The sequence below is a fragment of the Peribacillus sp. Hz7 genome (genome assembly GCF_042136355.1).
GTDB lineage: Bacteria > Bacillota > Bacilli > Bacillales > DSM-1321 > Peribacillus > Peribacillus asahii_A.
Genome location: NZ_JBHHJV010000007.1, coordinates 1 through 18,128, shown reverse-complemented (window position 1 = coordinate 18,128; position 18,128 = coordinate 1). Strand labels below are relative to the sequence as shown.

The window sequence follows — 18,128 nt, the reverse complement described above, 5'->3', positions numbered from 1 at the left end:
AGGAGAAATTATGTGGACAGCGTAAAGAGATATTTGCAATTTGTAAAGCCGTATAAATGGATTATTTTCGCAACAATTATTATTGGCTTATTAAAATTTGCTATACCACTGCTTCTTCCCTTGCTTACAAAGTATGTAATTGATGACATTGTTGCTAATCATACAATATCGACTGATACAAAAACAGAACGACTATTTTGGGTTATGGCGATTATGGCCTTTGTCTTCATTGTACTTCGGCCGCCGATTGAATATTTCCGTCAATATTTTGCGCAATGGACAGGATCTAAAATTTTATTTGATATTCGCAATCAATTGTTTACTCATATTCAAAAGTTGAGCTTCAAGTATTATGCGAATCATCGGGCTGGTGAAGTCGTTTCGCGGGTTATCACAGATGTAGAGCAGACAAAGAATTTTATTATTACAGGCTTAATGAATTTGTGGCTTGACCTTGCTACTATTGTCATTGCGATTGTGATTATGTTTTCGATGGATGTGCCCCTAACGATTGTTTCGTTACTGCTTTTGCCGTTTTATATCTTTTCGGTTAAGCATTTTATTGGCAAGCTTCGAGCATTAACGAGAAACCGTTCGCAGGCACTCGCCGATGTGCAGAGCCATTTACAGGAACGGGTACAAGGGATGTCGGTGATTAAGAGCTTTGCGAGGGAGGAGTATGAGCAAGAACAGTTTAATCAACAAAACAAGAACTTTCTTGAAAAAGCATTACAACATACGAGCTGGAATGCTAAATCATTTGCTGTTGTCAATACGATTACGGATCTAGCTCCGCTTGTTGTCATTGGATATGCAGGGTATCAAGTGATTCACGGAGGACTGTCACTAGGAGAGATGGTTGCTTTTATTGGATTTATTGATCGCTTGTATAATCCGCTTCGTCGTTTAGTTAACTCTTCGACAACTTTAACCCAAACATTAGCGTCTATGGATCGTATGTTTGAATTTGTGGATGAAAAGTATGATATTACGGATAAGCCGGGAGCTGTAGAGTTAGAGAAGGTGGCAGGGAATATTACATTTGAAAATGTTTCTTTTGCCTATGATGAAACAGAAGAGCGGACTTTAAAGCAGATTCACTTAGAGGTGAATCAAGGAGAAACTATTGCACTCGTTGGGATGAGCGGAGGTGGAAAGTCCTCGTTAGTTAGTTTAATTCCACGATTTTATGATGTTACAGAAGGGCGTATTTTACTAGATGGGAAGGATATTCGTGATTTAAAAGTTCGTAGTCTTCGAGATAAAATCGGGATGGTCCTTCAAGATAATATTTTGTTTAGCGAATCGGTAAAGGCGAATATTTTGATGGGAAATCCAGAGGCGACAGATGATGAGGTTATGGCGGCAGCAAAGGCTGCAAATGCGCATGATTTTATTATGAATTTAACTGACGGATACGATACGAAGGTAGGAGAACGAGGAATCAAGCTATCTGGCGGACAAAGACAACGCGTGGCGATTGCTCGTGTATTTTTAAAAAACCCGCCGATTTTAGTGCTGGATGAGGCGACTTCGGCCCTTGATTTAGAAAGTGAACATTATATTCAGGAAGCGCTTGATAAATTGGCGCATGATCGAACGACTTTTATTGTTGCTCATCGTTTATCGACGATTACTCATGCCAATCGAATTGTATTGATTGAGCATGGAGAAATTGTCGAAGTTGGTACACATGATGAATTGATGAAAAAAAAGGGGCATTATTATCAGCTTTTTCAAGTTCAACAGCTGGATGCATAAGAAAGACGATTTTGGTCTAAATGAGCTAAACATCAACACGTTATTTAACAAGAACCTATCTTTACAAAAAAGGGTGCTGCGTTTCGGCGGCACCCTTTTTTACGCTATTTTCATGGTGTTTTTTGATTTCTTGATATAGTGCTGTATATCCGGTAAGAGCATTCCAACAACAATTAAGCTGATCCCAAACCATTGCAGGGGAGAAACATATTCTCCTAATAAAAGAACAGCTGTAACCATAGCAGATGGCAGCTCCGCAGCAGAAAGAATCGCACCTAATCCAACTCCTACTTTCGGCAAGGCGATGGCAAAGAGGAAGAAAGGAATGGCGACTCCAAGCAGGCCGAGTAAGATACCGATTTGCCACAAGTCCGTTGTGATGATTCGTGTGACTAATTGAACAGGGTTAGCTGTGACGGCAGCGGCTAGCATACCTCCTGTCCCGATATAAAATAATCTAGAAGTTGTCTTAACTTTTGTCGCAAAACGAGCATTACAGAACATATAGATTGCAAAAATAAGGGCGGAAAGCAACCCGAATAAAACACCTTTTATGCTTAGGGCAGAAAGGGATTGGCCGAAAATAGCTCCAGCTAATAATGTGCCGACAAAAACTAGACCAATCGCTATCAGTCTATTTTTACCTGGCCATTTTCTAACTAATAAACATTCAATAACAGTTCCCATCCAAATGCATTGAAAGAGAAAGACAACGGCGACAGAGGCAGGAAGCTCTTGTACTGAAACAGCATATGTTTTACCGACCAAAGCAGCTAACATTCCTGTTAGTAACAATAATCCTGTGTGCTTCCAAGAAACGCGATAAGAACCTGAAAAAAGGAAAACGATTGCGATAATAACCCACCCGATTACATATTGTGAACCGACTAGTTCTCCTGGATTGAAGCCGTTGGAATAGCCGATTTTAATTAAAGATGATAATGTTCCGTAACAAATGGCTCCAATTAACATCATAATTGAATACTTTAATAGCTGCATGAACTAACACTCCTTTGTAAAAATAAAAAACGTCACTTGTCGTAATCGACAAGTGACGAACGAAAAAAGGAAACCTTTTAAAATTTCGTCTCTCAGCTAAGAGCCAAGTTTAACTAGAGTTATATAGTTAAGAGTAATGACGTGCTTACAAAAAGTCAAATTATTTTTTAAAGCAGGTTTATTAAATACTAGAGGCTGATTCAGGCCAGCCTTTAGTTATTAATCAGTCTCTTCCTCAACAGAGACTTCGTTGACTCCTTTATGAAAAGATTGGAAGCTGACGATGAGTTTTTCTAAATGATCGAGCTGTTCGCCATATTCCATAATGGCTGAGATTAAAGGGACAATTCTTGTTGATACATGTTCCTCGTCATCATGTACGGCATCTAGGTTATAATGTTGTTCAAAAAAGAGTGTAAGTAATTCTTGTTGACTTAAATAATCTTCACCGCTCCATTCTTCAAGGTGACTAATTGATTTGATTTTCTCAATATGTTGAAGGAGAAGCTGCTCGTGCATATGGCTTAAATAATCAAGATGTTGTAAAAGTTTGCGTTGAAAATTTTCAGGTAAATGATTAATTTCATTTTCAAACTTATGAATCCGTTTTAATGTTTCAAACGCTTTTTTAGTGGTAATCAACATTTGTCGATAGACGACTAACTTTCTTGATTTGGCCAGATTATTCTTTTTAAAATACTCTCTTTCTTCTTTGAACATAGAATACGTTTGTTCAATTTTTAATAAATCCTCTTTTAAACGATTGATGTCTTTTTTTAGTAGCATTTGATCAGAAGCGTGCCGTGTGCTAATGCGAATCCATTTTAATGTATCTTCAGTAGTCGCTGTAATCCCGTTATATAGCTTTGTTTCATACTTAGGCGGTAAGAACACAAGATTGACGAGAAAAGAGGAGAGAATTCCAAGTAAAACGGAAGAACAACGAATAAAGGCAAATTCGAGAAAATCTCCAGTTTGTGTTTCCATAATCGCAATGACGGTCACAATAGAAAGGATAATCGTATTTTCCATTTTTAACTGAATATTGATTGTGATGACAATCATCACAGCCAAACCAATAATGAAAATATCATTTCCAAATAGTAAAACGAAAGTGACGGCTACAATCGCACCAATCAGATTTCCCTGAACTTGTTCTAAGACGGATTGATAGGAGCGATAAATCGTCGGTTGAATCGCAAAGATTGCGGCGATTCCAGAAAGCATAGGGGCAGGAAGATTTAGCAGTTCGGATAAGTAAAGTGCTAAAACAATTGCTATTCCCGTCTTAAGAATGCGGGCGCCTAACTTCATATATTTAAATCCTTTCAAAGTTTATAGTTTGTAACATTTTGCTAATTAGCAATTAAGTAAACAACTGTAATATACAAGGTTTATCTTATAGTTTCAATAGGTAAATCAATATTTTAACTATTGTTACAATTAGTATATGTCTGATTACGCATAAAAAACTGGCTCCTTTAATGTGGAAGCCAGTTTTTTATGCGTATTAGCTTTTTAATTAATCAATTACTCTGTTGATACAGATGGGTCCGCTTGTTCTTTGACTGGTACAACTTGAATGAAATGCTTCTTCGGTTCTTGGAGTAGTATCTCGAGGGAGGCAGCTTCCTCTCGTTGACCTTGTTCGTTTAATAAGGTCACATAATTGCCTAGTAGTTCCTCGATATCTTTCACGCCTTCGTCATTTAAAGGATCGATGGACACCTTTGCTCCTTTGGCAATTCGCCGTTTAAGAGTCTCTTTTGTTAAGCCAGCTTCTGGTTGATGGCGTAAATAAATGACACCACCTGTCATACCAGCACAAATCCATGGACCTGGATCTCCTAACACTAACCCCCTACCATTTGTCATATATTCAAAAGCAAAACCTTTAATATTGGCAGAGACTGCGATATTTCCTTGCTCATTATCTGGGATTGGCTGTTTTAATTGACCGCCAATAATTATATCGGCACCAGATAGACGAATACCTGCGCGTGCATCAGCGTCACCCTGAGCGATGAGCAATCCATGCTGTGCGCCATACCCGAAGCCTTTCCCAACAGAGCCGTTGTAGAAGTTGCCGTCTTTCCCTTGCGATTTGAAGATGAAAATATTTCCTCCAATTGCGGTCTTACCAATACCATCTTGTGCGCCGCCGTTCACTTTAATCGAGATTCCTTCACTATTATAAGCGCCTAAACCGTTTCCTGGAATCGATCCATCCTGATAAGACAACTGAACAGGGGGAAGCTGTTTATAGGAGCCATCTAGTCGATCGCGAACACGGTGACAAGATACTCGACTTCCAAGCACACGCTGCTCAGATGTGATGGAGCTATACGAGCGAGATTGTTGTAAATCTTCCACTTGTGCATCTAAATATTCTGCTCCTACGGCTACCTGTACAGCACTTTCATTTAAGTAAGGAGCAGTTTCTATATTAGAAAATGGTTCAATATCTAATGTTTTTAACAAGTATGTTAAATTTAATGAATCAAATCCTTTTACTTGTTCTAATAAATCTGAACGACCGACAATATCTTGAAGGTTTTTCACGCCGAGAGAAGCAGTTAATGCCTTTAACTCTTTTCCGAAGGCGGTAAACATATTCGTTAAACCGAGAACGGCTAAATCGAATTTACGCGGCACAAAACGTCGTAAACCATGTTCCTTTGCTTGTGCTTCTGATTCAATCTGTGTCGCAATGCCAACATGACATGTATCCAAATGGCAGCCGCGGCATGTTGTACAGCCTACGGCAATCATTGATAATGTACCGAAGCCGACACGATTGGCACCGAGCAGCATTACTTTTAAAATGTCAGCGGCACTTTTTAACCCGCCATCTGCCCAAATTTCAACCTGTTGACGAAGTCCTGCTTCAAGAAGAGCATTGTGAGCAGCTTTTACTCCAATTTCAACAGGAAGCCCTACATGTTCCAGTGCATGAATCCGGGCGGCTCCTGTACCGCCATCAAAACCAGAAAGCGTAATAATATCCGCCCCTGCTTTTGCAATGCCGACAGCAATGGTGCCGATATTTGGAACGACAGGCACTTTAACCGCTACTTTTGCTTTATCATTCGCCGTTTTTAGCTCATGAATCATTTGCGCTAAGTCTTCAATCGAATAGATGTCATGATTATTAGATGGCGAGATTAAGTCAGAGCCAATCGTTGCATTTCGTGCTTCCGCAATTTTGGCTGTTACTTTGGAGCCTGGAAGGTGGCCGCCCTCACCAGGCTTTGCACCTTGCCCAATCTTGATTTCTAATAGGTTAGAAGAGTTAAGGAGCTCTGCATTGACACCGAAACGGCCGGATGCGATTTGCTGTCCGCGAGTTTTCGGATATTTACCGAGCATATCTTTAATTTCTCCGCCTTCTCCATTCATACTAATCATGTTCAGTCGATTGGCTGCTTCTGCATAAGCGCGGAAAGCTGTTTCGTTTTGCGATCCAAATGACATGGAAGCGATAACGAATGGCAAATCATGATCCTTTATTGAAATGGTCACGTCTTCGGCAGAAAGCGATGTATTTGTTGTCTTAAAGGACGTTAAGTGTCTTATCGCTGTTGGATTGTTTCCTTCTTGTTCAGAAATTTTTTCCCGATAGGCATCGTACTCTCCGGTTGTAGCCATTTCACCGATCGATTTCCAAATTCGTGGAAACAGGTGAAAGGTTTTGCTGATACGTTCTTTTTCATTTTGATAATCTGCTGCACGCTGAATGGCATCTGCTTTGAGCGCATCGAAATTATAGCCTAATTCATGGGAACCGAAAAAGTTGACAATCTTTAAATATTGAACAATTTCTTCATGCAGGCCGATGCTTGAGAACAAGCGTCCATATCCACGCAGCTCATGAATCCCAATCGTCGAAATGACTTTTTCTAGTCCTTTTGTTAAAGCCTGATATAGGTTAACAGAAGGCGTAGTTTCTTCTGTAGAGAGGGAGAAGAACATGTAATAAGGACTAATTAAATTGGCCCCAAGACCGTAAGCAAGAATAATATCGTGCAGGGATCGAAGAGCAGCAGAACGTAACAAGATAGAACAGTCGCGTCGTTTGCCTGTTTGGACTAACACTTGATCAACAGTTGATGTAATTAAATGCGGGTCGAGCCACAGTTTGCCGTTTTGATGAGCTTCTTGATCATCAAGAATAAGCAAGGTTTTGCCTGCATTAACAGCAGTCACTGCTTCAGCTGTAATTCTAGTTAGTGCGTCCGAAATACTTTCTGTTTCAGTAAATGTCGTAGAAATAAAGGTAGCCTGCTTTTCTGTTTCATAATAGTGAACGATTTGATCATAGCTAGGCTGTTGAATAAAGCTTGAACAGTCATAGCCAAGCTGTCCTTCTATTAACAACGGTGTTAATAATTCCGTTACTTTTCCAGCTTGTTCAGCAGCGAACAGTGTCGGGCGTTTGCCGATAATGGTTCGTGTAGAAAAATGTTCTGTTTCCCGGTCGCGGTCAATTGCTGGATTTGTCACAACGGCTACGCTTTCTTTAATGAAGTCAGCGATATTGGTCCGCTGTGGATTAAGAGCTGCAAGCGGTGCGTCATGCCCTAAGGAACGAATCGGCTCGACTCCTTTTTCCGCCATTTGTTCGACTAATTGAATATGTTCTCTTTCCCAACCGAATGCTTTGTACTGACCATTATGAATGGCTTCAGGCTGTGTTGTCGTCACCACTTTTTTGAAGGCTGGTGTTTGGAGACGCACGCTATCATGAGCCAAAGTAAATCGTTTTTTAAATCGTTCATAAATTTCTTCTTGAAAAGCTTTATAGTTATACAGTTTAATAGAATCCTTTTCCCATTTTAAGCCGACTTTTTCTCCTGGACCAAGCGGTTTTGGATCACCTGTGTACGCAGAAGAAGAGATGATGCCTGGTTCTGAAGAAAATAAATAGGATGATTCTATTTCAAGCTGCCAAAGAGGACGTAAGCCTAATGAATCAACAGAGAATACAGCTTCGTCGCCGAAACGGGAAATGATGGCCGCAGGACCTTGGGCGAAATGTCCCCAAGCTTCTCTTAAATACGTATATAGATTTTGAAGATGAGCAGGATAGACTTTTATTTCATTAATAATAGGCGGGAAGACTAAATCTACAGCTTCGAATAATGAGAAGTTATGGCGATAAATAAATGTTTCGATTGTTCGGTTTAAATCTTGGGAATCACTTCCGTCCTTGGCGAGCGGGGTATTTATCATTCTTGCTTCATCACGCAGTTTAGCGATTGTATTAATTTCTCCGTTATGACCGAGCACACTAAAGGGCTGTACGCGGAAGAAGCTGGATAATGTATTAGTTGAAAAACGATTATGACCTAATGTCATCGTTGAAGCTGTCACGGGATCTGCCAAATCTGGATAGTATTTAGGTAGAATATCACCGGCGCCCATCACTTTGTATACCGCATGATATTGGCTAAGAGAAGCGACGTGAATATGATGATTTTTTTCAATTGTGAGAATGAGTTCGAATAGTATACTGGATAGTTCAGACTGTTGTTTCGTGTTTGCTGTACAGGCGAACTGCCAAAAGACAGGGTTTTCTTGAATGGCAATCGGGCCTAATGCGTCTTGATTATAGGCTTGATCTGTTTCGAACACTAAGGATAGTCCATGCTGAAGGAGTTTTTCTTTAACTTCTGTTTTTAGTTTGTGAGTATTTTCTTTTGTGCTTAAAAATAAGTGGCCAACAATGAACTGGTTGCTGTCAACAAGGTTAGGATCTACATTTTTTGCGGCTAATTTCTTTTTCCAAAGAGCTCTTGGAATATCAATATGAATCCCGACACCGTCGCCTTCTCCGTTAATAAATCCGGCGCGATGATTCATTTTCACTAGTGCATGAATACAAGCGAAAATATTTTCATTTGTGGGCACTCTTTTTTTTTCAATACAAGCAACGATGCCACAAGCATCATGTTCTTCTTTATAAAACTCTTTAAAAGTAGCTGGGTTCCATTGTTGAGTCATTTGTTCGGCTCGTAATAAGGATCCACCTTATTAACTGCCTTTCACCTCCTACAGAACTTGTAATCGTGCAAGAAAACTCATATGAAAAGTAAATAAAGTATTTAACTTTTTAATAAATGGAATGATAAGATAAAGGATTGAAAATGGAAATATAAGTTAATGATATCATCTAAATATTCAGAAATCAATTGCGTGTAAATGTATAGTAGATTGATTAAGAAAGTCTAATCTCTTTTTAAGAACGATTATAGAACAGCGGAGAAGAGCAAAAAAAACTCCTCGAAATCATGCATGCTGTTTTCGAGGAGTTTTTTCTTCCTTACTTAGTCATTAAATGTTTGAAAGCGTGCTCTACGGATTTTAATGTATACGTAATATCTTCTTCTGTATGAGCGGTTGTTAAGAACCAAGCTTCGTATTTAGATGGAGCTAGATTGATTCCTTGTTGGAGCATCAATTTGAAAAATTTACCGAACATTTCTCCGTCTGTGTTTTCTGCTTGCTCGTAATTTTCAACTTTTTCAGTTGTGAAATAAATCGTTAAGGCGCCTTTAAGACGGTTAATCGTAATTGGAACATGATATTGCTCTGCTAATTGTAAAATACCATCCTCTAATATTTTTCCTAAACGATCAAGCTCTTTATAAAGACCTTCTTCTTGTAAGACTTCTAAACAAGCGATGCCTGATAACATGGAAGCTGGATTTCCTGCCATTGTCCCAGCTTGATAAGCTGGGCCGAGTGGAGCAACTGTGTCCATAATTTCTTTTTTTCCACCGTATGCACCGATAGGCAGTCCGCCGCCAATAATTTTTCCAAGGGCTGTTAAATCTGGTTGAACTCCTAGTAGATCTTGAGCGCCTCCGTACATAAAACGAAATGCGGTAATGACTTCATCAAAAATAACGACAGCACCAGCTTCATGTGATAACTGAATCACTTCTTCAAGAAACCCTTTGTTAGGTTCCACAATTCCAAAGTTGCCGACAATCGGTTCAACGAGTACGCCAGCTACTTCAGGACCCCATTTTTGCAGAGCTGCTTTAAATGGTTCAATATCATTAAATGGGACGGTAATGACTTCTTGAGCACTGTTTTTTGTTACACCAGCAGAGTCAGGCGTACCGAGCGTGGAAGGACCGGACCCAGCTGCAACGAGTACAAGATCGAAATGTCCGTGATAGCAGCCAGCGAACTTGATAATTTTATCGCGGCCTGTATAAGCGCGAGCAACACGAATGGTTGTCATAACGGCCTCTGTGCCCGAGTTTGTAAAACGAACTTTTTCTAGATTTGGCATGGCTTCTTTAAGCATTTTCGCAAATTTAATTTCATGTTTTGTTGGTGTTCCATACAAGACACCTGTTTCTGCTGCATGTGTAATGGCTTTTGTAATATGAGGATGAGCATGCCCTGTAATGATTGGACCGTAAGCTGCTAAATAATCGATGTATTTATTTCCGTCGACATCCCAAAAATAAGCGCCTTGTCCACGTTCCATGACTACAGGTGAACCGCCGCCGACTGCTTTATATGAACGGGAAGGGCTGTTTACACCACCGACGATATGTTCGAGAGCCTCTTTATGTAAACGCTCAGAATTAGTGAATTTCATTATGAAAAGCCTCCTAAATAAACTTACAAATATTCATACACCATCATAGCACTTTTTGCTTTGAAAAACATGAAGGCTGGGATATTGTGTGCGACAATTTAAGCGTTTCTATTGTTTATAGAAACGTCATTGGATAAACTAAGTGATTAGACAGGAATTTTATTGGAGGACTATGGAATGAGTAATGCAATTGAAGTGAAGGGGTTGCGGAAAGAGTTTAAATCGTATTCAAGCCGCTCTGGGTTGAAGGGAGCTTTTCGTGACCTATTAACAAGAAATTATAAAATTGTGCCTGCGGTCAATGATATTTCGTTTACAGTGAAACAAGGAGAAATGGTCGCTTATATCGGAGAAAATGGAGCAGGCAAATCGACAACAATTAAAATGTTAACAGGCATCTTAACTCCAACCTCAGGAGAAATTGTAGTCAATGGTATGAATCCGCATCGGGAGCGCGAAAAATTCACCCGGACGATTGGGGTTGTGTTTGGACAACGCTCACAACTTTGGTGGGATATTGCTGTACAAGAATCGTTTCGATTGTTGAAAAAAGTATATAAAGTATCAGATGAGCAATATAACGAACATATGAATCATGTAATTAAAACGCTCGATATTGAGCCGTTGCTTGATAAACCGGTTCGGAAGCTTTCGCTTGGGCAACGTATGCGCTGTGAGTTAGCTGCTGCTTTAATTCATAACCCGCCCCTTTTATTTTTAGATGAGCCTACGATTGGTTTAGATGTACTTGTTAAATTAAAAATCCGTGAATTTTTAAAAGAGATTAATGAAAAATACAATACGACCATCTTATTAACGACTCATGATCTAGGAGATATTGAGGCGCTTTGTGAACGAGTTGTCATGCTTGATAGCGGAGAAATTATTTATGACGGGGAATTGCAAAGCTTAAAAGAAAACTGGGGAGAAGATAAGGAAGTCCATTTTCAGTTTGTAAAGCCTGTCCAACAAGCAGAGTTGGAAGCATTGCCTTTATCATTTCCGGTTATATGGGAGTATGATGAAAAAAATCATACGTATTTAGCTGTTATTAAAGATGAGGGCGATCACATTTCACAGCTCATTTCGACCGTCATTACTTCTTTTCCTATTAAGGATGTTAAAATTCATGAAACATCTATTGAGGAAATTGTGCGAAATATATATGAAACAGGCACTGTCTGACCTTTGCTAAAGTGAACAGAACAGATGAAAGGGGAGAGAGTGTGAGTAAATACATCGAGATGATTCGGATGCGCTTCTTAATGATGTTGGCGTACCGATTGAATTACTACACAGGAATAGTAATTTATACGATTAATATTGGGGCGTATTATTTTTTATGGAGTGCCATTTATGGAGATAAAGGATCCATTGAAGGATTAACGATTGAGCAGATGACTTCATATGTTGCGATTGCTTGGATGGCGCGAGCGTTTTATTTTAATAATATTGACCGAGAAATTGCCATGGAGATTAAGGATGGCAAGGTCGCCATTGAGCTGCTTCGACCTTATCATTATTTAGGAATGAAGACGATGGCTGGATTAGGGGAGGGAATTTTCCGTTTTTTCTTTTTTTCGATACCAGGAATGATTCTCGTCACGCTTCTTTTCCAAGTACATATTCCGTATAATGGAGCAACTTGGGGGTACTTCGCCATTTCGCTGCTATTTAGTTTTATTATTAATACTCAAATTAATTTATTAACAGGAATTATGGCCTTTTTCTTCTATAACAATACCGGTTTAATTCGCGCTAAAAGAGTAATAGTGGATTTATTCTCCGGATTACTTTTACCGATTAGCTTTTTCCCATTGTGGGCGCAAGATGTAATGCAGTACTTACCATTTCAAGGGATTAGTTATATACCGAGTATGATTTTTACAAACGGCTTTAGTCATAGTGAGCTTTTGATGGCGTTAGGTCAACAATGTATTTGGGTAATTATTCTGCTTATCCCGATTCAACTCTTATGGATAGTAGCTAAAAAACAGCTCATTATTCAAGGAGGTTGAGAAAATGTTTTATATAGGAATCTTTTTTCAATATGTTAGTCAATATATGAAGACGAGACTGGAATACCGCTCAGATTTCATTGTGGAAATTTTATCTGATTTATTCAATCAGACGGTGAATTTAGTGTTTATTCTCGTCGTTTTTGGCCACACACAGTTTTTGAACGGATGGAACAGAGATGAAATTATTTTTATTTACGGCTTCTTCCTTATTCCATATGCGTTATTTTCAGCGTTTTTTAATATATGGGATTTCAATGATCGATATATTGTAAAGGGAGAAATGGACCGTATTTTGACGCGGCCGATTCATAGTTTATTTCAAGTTGTGATTGAGAGAATGGAGCTAGAATCGTTGTTTGGGTTAGTGACGGGCTTTATTATCATTTTTTATGCAGGAGCCAATTTAGGGCTTGAGCTTGCTTGGTATGATCCGATTTTATTTGTGCTATTTGCAATAGGCGGGGCACTTGCTTATGCATCCGTGTTTATCGTTATCGCAAGTGTTGGCTTTTGGTCGGATTCTAAAACATCGATTATGCCGATGATGTATAATATCGGCAACTATGGTCGTTATCCAGTGGATATTTATAATAAAGTGATTCGTTTTATGCTTACATGGGTACTGCCATTTGCTTTTGTTGGCGTATATCCCGCTTCATACTTCCTTGGCAAGGAAGAGTGGTACATTTTCTCATTTTTAACACCGGTTGTCGGGCTTGTCTTTTTTACGGTGTCTGTGATGATTTGGAATCAAGGCATAAAAAAATATCGTGGAGCAGGAAATTAAGCAACTCCCTTCAACTGATGTTGGAGGGAGTTTTGACGTCAGGATGAATAAAGGAGCCTTCAGGATGAAGTTCACTCCATAAAGGTCATATATCGCTAGGACAAAGAGTAAAGATAGGGTATGAGTTGCTTTTGAAATGAGGCGTTTCTTATGATGTTTTATGTATTGGTCGTTGGCGTCGTTTTTTGTATGACGATGAGTATTCGAACACTTTTTTTAGCGGATTCAGAACAAAAGCGATTTTCAGTGGAAAACTTACTATGGCTTGGTAATTTGTATACGACAATTTTAGTTGGTTTTGCACTCATTTATTTATTATTTGAGCTGCAAAATTATGCAGTTATATTAGATTTGGGCAATCGATTAGATGGGAATTTTTCAGAGCAATTAAAAACAGCTTTTTACTTTAGTGCGATGACGATGTTTTCAGTTGGTTATGGAGATATTAGTCCCATTGGGGTAGGGCGGATTATTGCAACAATCCAAGCATTTATTGGATATACGTTACCAGCTGCTTTTGTCATTCGGACAGTGATTGAGATGGAACATTTTGATAGAAAGGATAAATGAAAGTTGTCTTTCTTATCATATTTGAGTACGATTACGATGAGAAAGAAAGATGGAGGTACATATCATGACAGTTCATATTGGTGAGAAAGCCCCTGATTTTCGCGTCCGTGATCATCGTGGAGAAATGGTTTCGTTAGCAGATTTTAAAGGTAAGCATGTTGTGTTATATTTTTATCCGAAAGATATGACACCTGGCTGTACAACAGAAGCGTGTGATTTTCGCGACCAGCATGAGCAGTTTGAACAATTAAATGCTGTGATTATTGGAGTAAGTCCGGATCCGGTTGAAAGACATGTGAAATTTATCGAAAAACACGGTCTCCCATTTATTTTATTAGCAGATGACCAGCATGAGGTAGCAGAGCTTTATGAAGTATGGAAGCTAAAGAAAAATTTCGGTAAAGAATATATGGGAATTGAACGTTCTACCTTCTTAATTGATAAAGAAGGGGTACTTGTGAAAGAATGGCGGAAAGTAAAAGTAAAAGGGCATGTAGAAGAAGCTCTTGAATATGTTCGAAGTTTAGGTGAATAGTCGGAGAAGGTATGCCTATTTTCAGTTGGAAAGGCTTTTGTCCAATTCAAAACAAGCGTAGATGAATATGCTTGTAGTAAGGGAATACCTCCTCACAAACTAGTTGCGCGGGACTAAGGTTCCCGTGTTTTTTTATTGTATAAAAGACTCTAAATGAATAAGAAGAGTGAAAGGAGAATGAGCAAGATGCTTATTGTTTCAACCATTACACCATCAGAAGAAATTCAACAGCATATTGAGCAAGCGTTTTCTAATGTAACATTCAAATATGAAGAGGTATGGAACGACAAAAGCTTGGCTGAAGCGGAAGTGCTGATTACATATGGAGAGGACTTAACCGACGAGCATATTGAAAAAGCAAAGAAGCTTAAATGGATTATGGTGATGAGCGCAGGTTTGGAGAAAATGCCTTTTAAGTCAATTGAAGAGCGTGGAATTCTTGTCACCAATGCTAGAGGCATTCATAAAATTCCTATGGCTGAGTATACATTTGGAATGATGCTGCAATATGAAAAAAGACTAAAACAATTAATTCAGCAAGAGCGTGATGAAAATTGGCAGAGCGGTATCGTAATGGGAGAATTACATGGTAAATCAATGCTTATTCTTGGTACAGGGGCGATTGGTGGAGAGATTGCTCGATTAGCTAAAGCGTTTGGAATGACAACACTAGGTATTAATCGCAGTGGTCAGGGTGTTGAGCATATTGATACTCTTTATAAAATGGAAGAATTACAAGCTGTTTTACCTCAAGCTGATTACATCGTTTCAGTGTTACCGAGCACGAAAGAGACACGGTATATCTTAACGGAGAAACATTTTCAGGCAATGAAGAGCAGTGCTGTATTTATCAATATCGGTCGGGGGGATCTCGTTAAAGAATCCGTTTTACTTCAAGCGTTAGAGAAACAGGAAATTACACATGCTGTTTTGGATGTGTTTGAATCTGAGCCACTTCCACGGAATCATCCTTATTGGAATATGGAAAATGTTATAGTAACTCCCCATGTATCAAGTCAAAGTGATCAATATTTGCCGCGCTGTTTCGTGATATTCGAGAAAAATTTACAAGAGTATGTATCAAATGGTAAACAATATATCAATGTCATTGATATAAACAGAGGATATTAAAAAGCTTTGTATAAAAAACTAATAAAAAGCGATGAATCCTCGTATAATGGAGTATATTTAGTAGTAGAAATATTGACAAAATAAGTCGATAACAGGTACACTATTTATAAATATTATAATTTAATAATTTATACTTAATTAGAAAAAGAGGTGTATGGCGGTGTCTGAAATTCAATTAAAAGAAGCTTTAGATTCCTTGAAAGATACCGGTGTTAGAATAACTCCTCAAAGACATGCGATACTGGAATATTTAATAAACTCCATGTCTCATCCAACAGCAGATGATATTTACAAAGCGTTGGAAGGGAAATTCCCGAACATGAGTGTAGCTACTGTTTATAACAATCTTAGAGTATTTCGCGAAGTTGGATTGGTGAAAGAACTAACCTATGGTGATTCTTCTGCAAGATTTGATTTTGTGACAACGAATCATTATCATGTTATTTGCCAAAGTTGCGGAAAGATTGTGGACTTTGATTATCCTGCATTGGATGAAGTTGAACATTTTGCTGCTCAGGTTACAGGATTTAAAGTGAATGAACACCGGATGGAAATTTACGGACAATGTCCAGATTGTTCGAAAAAAGAAGCACATTAAAAAAGTTCCACCTTTTTGGTTGGAACTTTTTTCTTTTATAGCTGCCTTTGATTATATTTTTTGTTGAATGTCTTGCCTTCCAAGCTTTTGTCTAGTGTGAGCGCTTCATTACAGTGCATACATATGTCCACTCTTCCTAAAATTTTGGTAGGCTTCTGGCAGCTTGGACAAAGAACTTGGACTGTTTTAGTAGATAACATTCCAATCCAAAGATACACACCTGTACTTGCCATAATGCATAAAAGACCGAGAAGCATAAAGATTGTCATCACAATCGGATGTGATTTGAAGATAATACCGAGGTACATAACAAGGAAACCGATGAAAATCAAACTTAATGCAAATGTTCTGATTTTATTGATTTTACTAGAATATTTAGCCATGGTAGTCCCTCCTGAAATAACTATATCACAGATGGTTTATGGAAAAAAATGAAAAATATTTTTGGGGTCAAGAAAGAAATCATATCTATATTAGGATTTAGCAGGATTATGAAGAGTTTTGTAGAAATTTAAAAAATGGCTCTGTTATAATTAAGTTTTTCGGACGCGGCTCACTTTGTGAAAAGTGAGCTAAAATCACGTTTAAATTTAATAACAGTGCCTAAATAAAGCTTTTGGAGGAAGAGAAGATGGAGGATATCCTTCGCCCTATTTATCAAGAACGTGCTAGTTTGCAATCCACTCTTGGAATTTTATTAATTGAAAAAAGTGAAGACGCTAGTTTGATTACAGATACATTTGATTACATCCTATTTGTAATTGTAAATGAAGCAGAAGATTCAGTATTTGTTAAACACTATATGTATAAAGAGAAAAAAGCTGCCCTGCACGTTGTTCAGGAAGAGCAATTAAAAAAGTGGCTTCTTTTAGGCACGAATCGAAAAGTTGTGAATTGGATTCAAGAAGGTAAGATATTGTTTGATCGTAATGAATACTTAAAACAACTTAAAACGGAAATTCGAGAGTTTCCTTTTTATGGTCGGAAATTAAAGAAAGGTTTGGAATTTGCGAAGTTAATCCGTCGCTATACAGATGGTAGAGCATTGTTTGAGAATGGGCATTTTCTAGACGCGTTTAATCATATTGTTCATTCCCTTCATCATTTAGCACGTTTAGAAGTTATTGAACAAGGATTTTATCCGGAAGCAACAGTATGGAATCAAGTAAAACTTATTGAACCAGAAATTTATAAATTGTATAAAGAATTAGTCAGCAGTGAAGAAACACTAGAAAAAAGATTAGAGCTTTTATTTTTAGCTAGTGAATTTTTGATTCATTCTCGAATAAGTATTGGTTCACAGCACTTGCTTGAAATCATGGAAACGAAAGAAGAGCCGTGGACGATTGCTGAACTAATGAATCATCCGGAGCTTATACACTATACAGTGGACTTAAGTGTGTTAGTTGAATACTTAATAGAAAAGCATGTTATACAATCCATTAAAGTAGAAACAAAAGGGCAGGGAGTTTTTCATAGATATTATCAAACATAATTTTTTTAAAAAAATTATGTTTGATATTGACGGTAAACAAAGAGCGTGATATATTAATAAACGTCGCTGAGAAACATCACGTTTCGAGGTGAAGGTTAAAAAATAAAAAACATATTGACGAGTAAGAAGTTAATGTGGTAAGATGTAAAAGTCGCTTGAGAAATAAGTGATACTAAATTGCTCTTTGAAAACTGAACAAAACAAAGCGCCAACGTTAATTTTTTTAAGTGAGCACACACTATAAAAAAGTGCAACATGAGCAAGTCAAATTCTATCGGAGAGTTTGATCCTGGCTCAGGACGAACGCTGGCGGCGTGCCTAATACATGCAAGTCGAGCGAATCAATGGGAGCTTGCTCCCTGAGATTAGCGGCGGACGGGTGAGTAACACGTGGGTAACCTGCCTGTAAGACTGGGATAACTTCGGGAAACCGGAGCTAATACCGGATAGTTTCTTTTCTCGCATGAGAGAAGATGGAAAGATGGTTTCGGCTATCACTTACAGATGGACCCGCGGCGCATTAGCTAGTTGGTGAGGTAACGGCTCACCAAGGCGACGATGCGTAGCCGACCTGAGAGGGTGATCGGCCACACTGGGACTGAGACACGGCCCA

At 38.5% G+C, this 18,128-nt stretch carries 14 protein-coding genes and 1 rRNA gene; 10 read left to right on the top strand and 5 right to left on the bottom strand.

The window, feature by feature from the left end:
- Positions 1 to 12: 12 nt before the first annotated feature.
- A complete protein-coding gene (locus ACE199_RS11365) occupies positions 13 to 1,761 on the top strand; it encodes an ABC transporter ATP-binding protein (protein WP_375349881.1) in 1,749 nt (582 codons plus the stop codon).
- 99 nt (positions 1,762 to 1,860) lie between these two features.
- Here the strand turns inward: ACE199_RS11365 and ACE199_RS11360 are convergent, their stop codons facing one another.
- The 4 genes from ACE199_RS11360 to ACE199_RS11345 all read right to left on the bottom strand — a co-directional run bounded on the left by ACE199_RS11360 (position 1,861) and on the right by ACE199_RS11345 (position 10,378).
- Positions 1,861 to 2,760, bottom strand: coding sequence for an EamA family transporter (locus tag ACE199_RS11360; protein WP_252292978.1), 900 nt, complete (start codon positions 2,758 to 2,760; stop codon positions 1,861 to 1,863).
- A gap of 219 nt (positions 2,761 to 2,979) precedes the next feature.
- Complete coding sequence (locus ACE199_RS11355; protein WP_375349879.1) at positions 2,980 to 4,074, bottom strand: FUSC family protein; 1,095 nt, start codon at positions 4,072 to 4,074, stop codon at positions 2,980 to 2,982.
- Between the two features lie 216 nt (positions 4,075 to 4,290).
- Positions 4,291 to 8,763 carry a glutamate synthase-related protein gene (locus ACE199_RS11350; protein ID WP_375349878.1) on the bottom strand — a complete coding sequence of 1,491 codons (4,473 nt, stop codon included), beginning with the start codon at positions 8,761 to 8,763 and terminating at the stop codon, positions 4,291 to 4,293.
- Positions 8,764 to 9,082: 319 nt separating this feature from the next.
- Positions 9,083 to 10,378 (bottom strand): glutamate-1-semialdehyde 2,1-aminomutase, encoded by a 1,296-nt coding sequence (locus ACE199_RS11345; protein ID WP_375349877.1) that lies wholly within the window; start codon positions 10,376 to 10,378, stop codon positions 9,083 to 9,085.
- Positions 10,379 to 10,555: 177 nt separating this feature from the next.
- Between ACE199_RS11345 and ACE199_RS11340 the strand changes: the two genes are divergently transcribed.
- The 7 genes from ACE199_RS11340 (at position 10,556) to perR (ending at position 16,020) form a co-directional block, all read left to right on the top strand.
- Positions 10,556 to 11,563, top strand: coding sequence for an ABC transporter ATP-binding protein (locus ACE199_RS11340; protein ID WP_375349875.1), 1,008 nt, complete (start codon positions 10,556 to 10,558; stop codon positions 11,561 to 11,563).
- Positions 11,564 to 11,604: 41 nt separating this feature from the next.
- On the top strand, positions 11,605 to 12,396 hold the full coding sequence (locus ACE199_RS11335) for an ABC transporter permease (RefSeq protein ID WP_375349873.1): 792 nt from the start codon (positions 11,605 to 11,607) through the stop codon (positions 12,394 to 12,396).
- 4 nt (positions 12,397 to 12,400) lie between these two features.
- Positions 12,401 to 13,186 (top strand): ABC transporter permease, encoded by a 786-nt coding sequence (locus ACE199_RS11330; RefSeq protein ID WP_119118812.1) that lies wholly within the window; start codon positions 12,401 to 12,403, stop codon positions 13,184 to 13,186.
- Positions 13,187 to 13,336: 150 nt separating this feature from the next.
- Complete coding sequence (locus ACE199_RS11325) at positions 13,337 to 13,756, top strand: potassium channel family protein (protein WP_119118811.1); 420 nt, start codon at positions 13,337 to 13,339, stop codon at positions 13,754 to 13,756.
- A 64-nt stretch (positions 13,757 to 13,820) separates the two neighbouring features.
- Positions 13,821 to 14,291 (top strand): thioredoxin-dependent thiol peroxidase, encoded by a 471-nt coding sequence (gene bcp, locus ACE199_RS11320; RefSeq protein ID WP_127759096.1) that lies wholly within the window; start codon positions 13,821 to 13,823, stop codon positions 14,289 to 14,291.
- A 186-nt stretch (positions 14,292 to 14,477) separates the two neighbouring features.
- Positions 14,478 to 15,422 (top strand): D-2-hydroxyacid dehydrogenase, encoded by a 945-nt coding sequence (locus tag ACE199_RS11315; RefSeq protein WP_375349872.1) that lies wholly within the window; start codon positions 14,478 to 14,480, stop codon positions 15,420 to 15,422.
- Positions 15,423 to 15,576: 154 nt separating this feature from the next.
- On the top strand, positions 15,577 to 16,020 hold the full coding sequence (perR, locus tag ACE199_RS11310) for a peroxide-responsive transcriptional repressor PerR (protein ID WP_127759098.1): 444 nt from the start codon (positions 15,577 to 15,579) through the stop codon (positions 16,018 to 16,020).
- Between the two features lie 35 nt (positions 16,021 to 16,055).
- Here the strand turns inward: perR and ACE199_RS11305 are convergent, their stop codons facing one another.
- Entirely contained in the window at positions 16,056 to 16,403 is a 348-nt protein-coding gene (locus tag ACE199_RS11305; RefSeq protein ID WP_127759099.1) for a YgzB family protein, read from the bottom strand.
- 248 nt (positions 16,404 to 16,651) lie between these two features.
- On the opposite strand from ACE199_RS11305, the gene ACE199_RS11300 reads away from it, so the two are divergent.
- Positions 16,652 to 17,515: a nucleotidyltransferase-like protein gene (locus ACE199_RS11300; RefSeq protein ID WP_375349871.1), complete on the top strand. Its 864-nt coding sequence runs from the start codon at positions 16,652 to 16,654 to the stop codon at positions 17,513 to 17,515.
- A gap of 271 nt (positions 17,516 to 17,786) precedes the next feature.
- A 16S ribosomal RNA gene (locus tag ACE199_RS11295) occupies positions 17,787 to 18,128 on the top strand; the annotation flags it as partial.

Excerpts from the sequence above, each read along its gene's own strand:
- ACE199_RS11360 (WP_252292978.1), bottom strand. The coding sequence starts at position 2,760 with ATGCAGCTATTAAAGTATTCAATTATGATGTTAATTGGAGCCATTTGT.
- ACE199_RS11355 (WP_375349879.1), bottom strand. The coding sequence starts at position 4,074 with ATGAAGTTAGGCGCCCGCATTCTTAAGACGGGAATAGCAATTGTTTTA.
- ACE199_RS11350 (WP_375349878.1), bottom strand. The coding sequence starts at position 8,763 with ATGACTCAACAATGGAACCCAGCTACTTTTAAAGAGTTTTATAAAGAA.
- ACE199_RS11345 (WP_375349877.1), bottom strand. The coding sequence starts at position 10,378 with ATGAAATTCACTAATTCTGAGCGTTTACATAAAGAGGCTCTCGAACAT.
- ACE199_RS11340 (WP_375349875.1), top strand. The coding sequence starts at position 10,556 with ATGAGTAATGCAATTGAAGTGAAGGGGTTGCGGAAAGAGTTTAAATCG.
- ACE199_RS11330 (WP_119118812.1), top strand. The coding sequence starts at position 12,401 with ATGTTTTATATAGGAATCTTTTTTCAATATGTTAGTCAATATATGAAG.
- ACE199_RS11325 (WP_119118811.1), top strand. The coding sequence starts at position 13,337 with ATGATGTTTTATGTATTGGTCGTTGGCGTCGTTTTTTGTATGACGATG.
- bcp (WP_127759096.1), top strand. The coding sequence starts at position 13,821 with ATGACAGTTCATATTGGTGAGAAAGCCCCTGATTTTCGCGTCCGTGAT.
- ACE199_RS11315 (WP_375349872.1), top strand. The coding sequence starts at position 14,478 with ATGCTTATTGTTTCAACCATTACACCATCAGAAGAAATTCAACAGCAT.
- perR (WP_127759098.1), top strand. The coding sequence starts at position 15,577 with ATGGCGGTGTCTGAAATTCAATTAAAAGAAGCTTTAGATTCCTTGAAA.
- ACE199_RS11305 (WP_127759099.1), bottom strand. The coding sequence starts at position 16,403 with ATGGCTAAATATTCTAGTAAAATCAATAAAATCAGAACATTTGCATTA.
- ACE199_RS11300 (WP_375349871.1), top strand. The coding sequence starts at position 16,652 with ATGGAGGATATCCTTCGCCCTATTTATCAAGAACGTGCTAGTTTGCAA.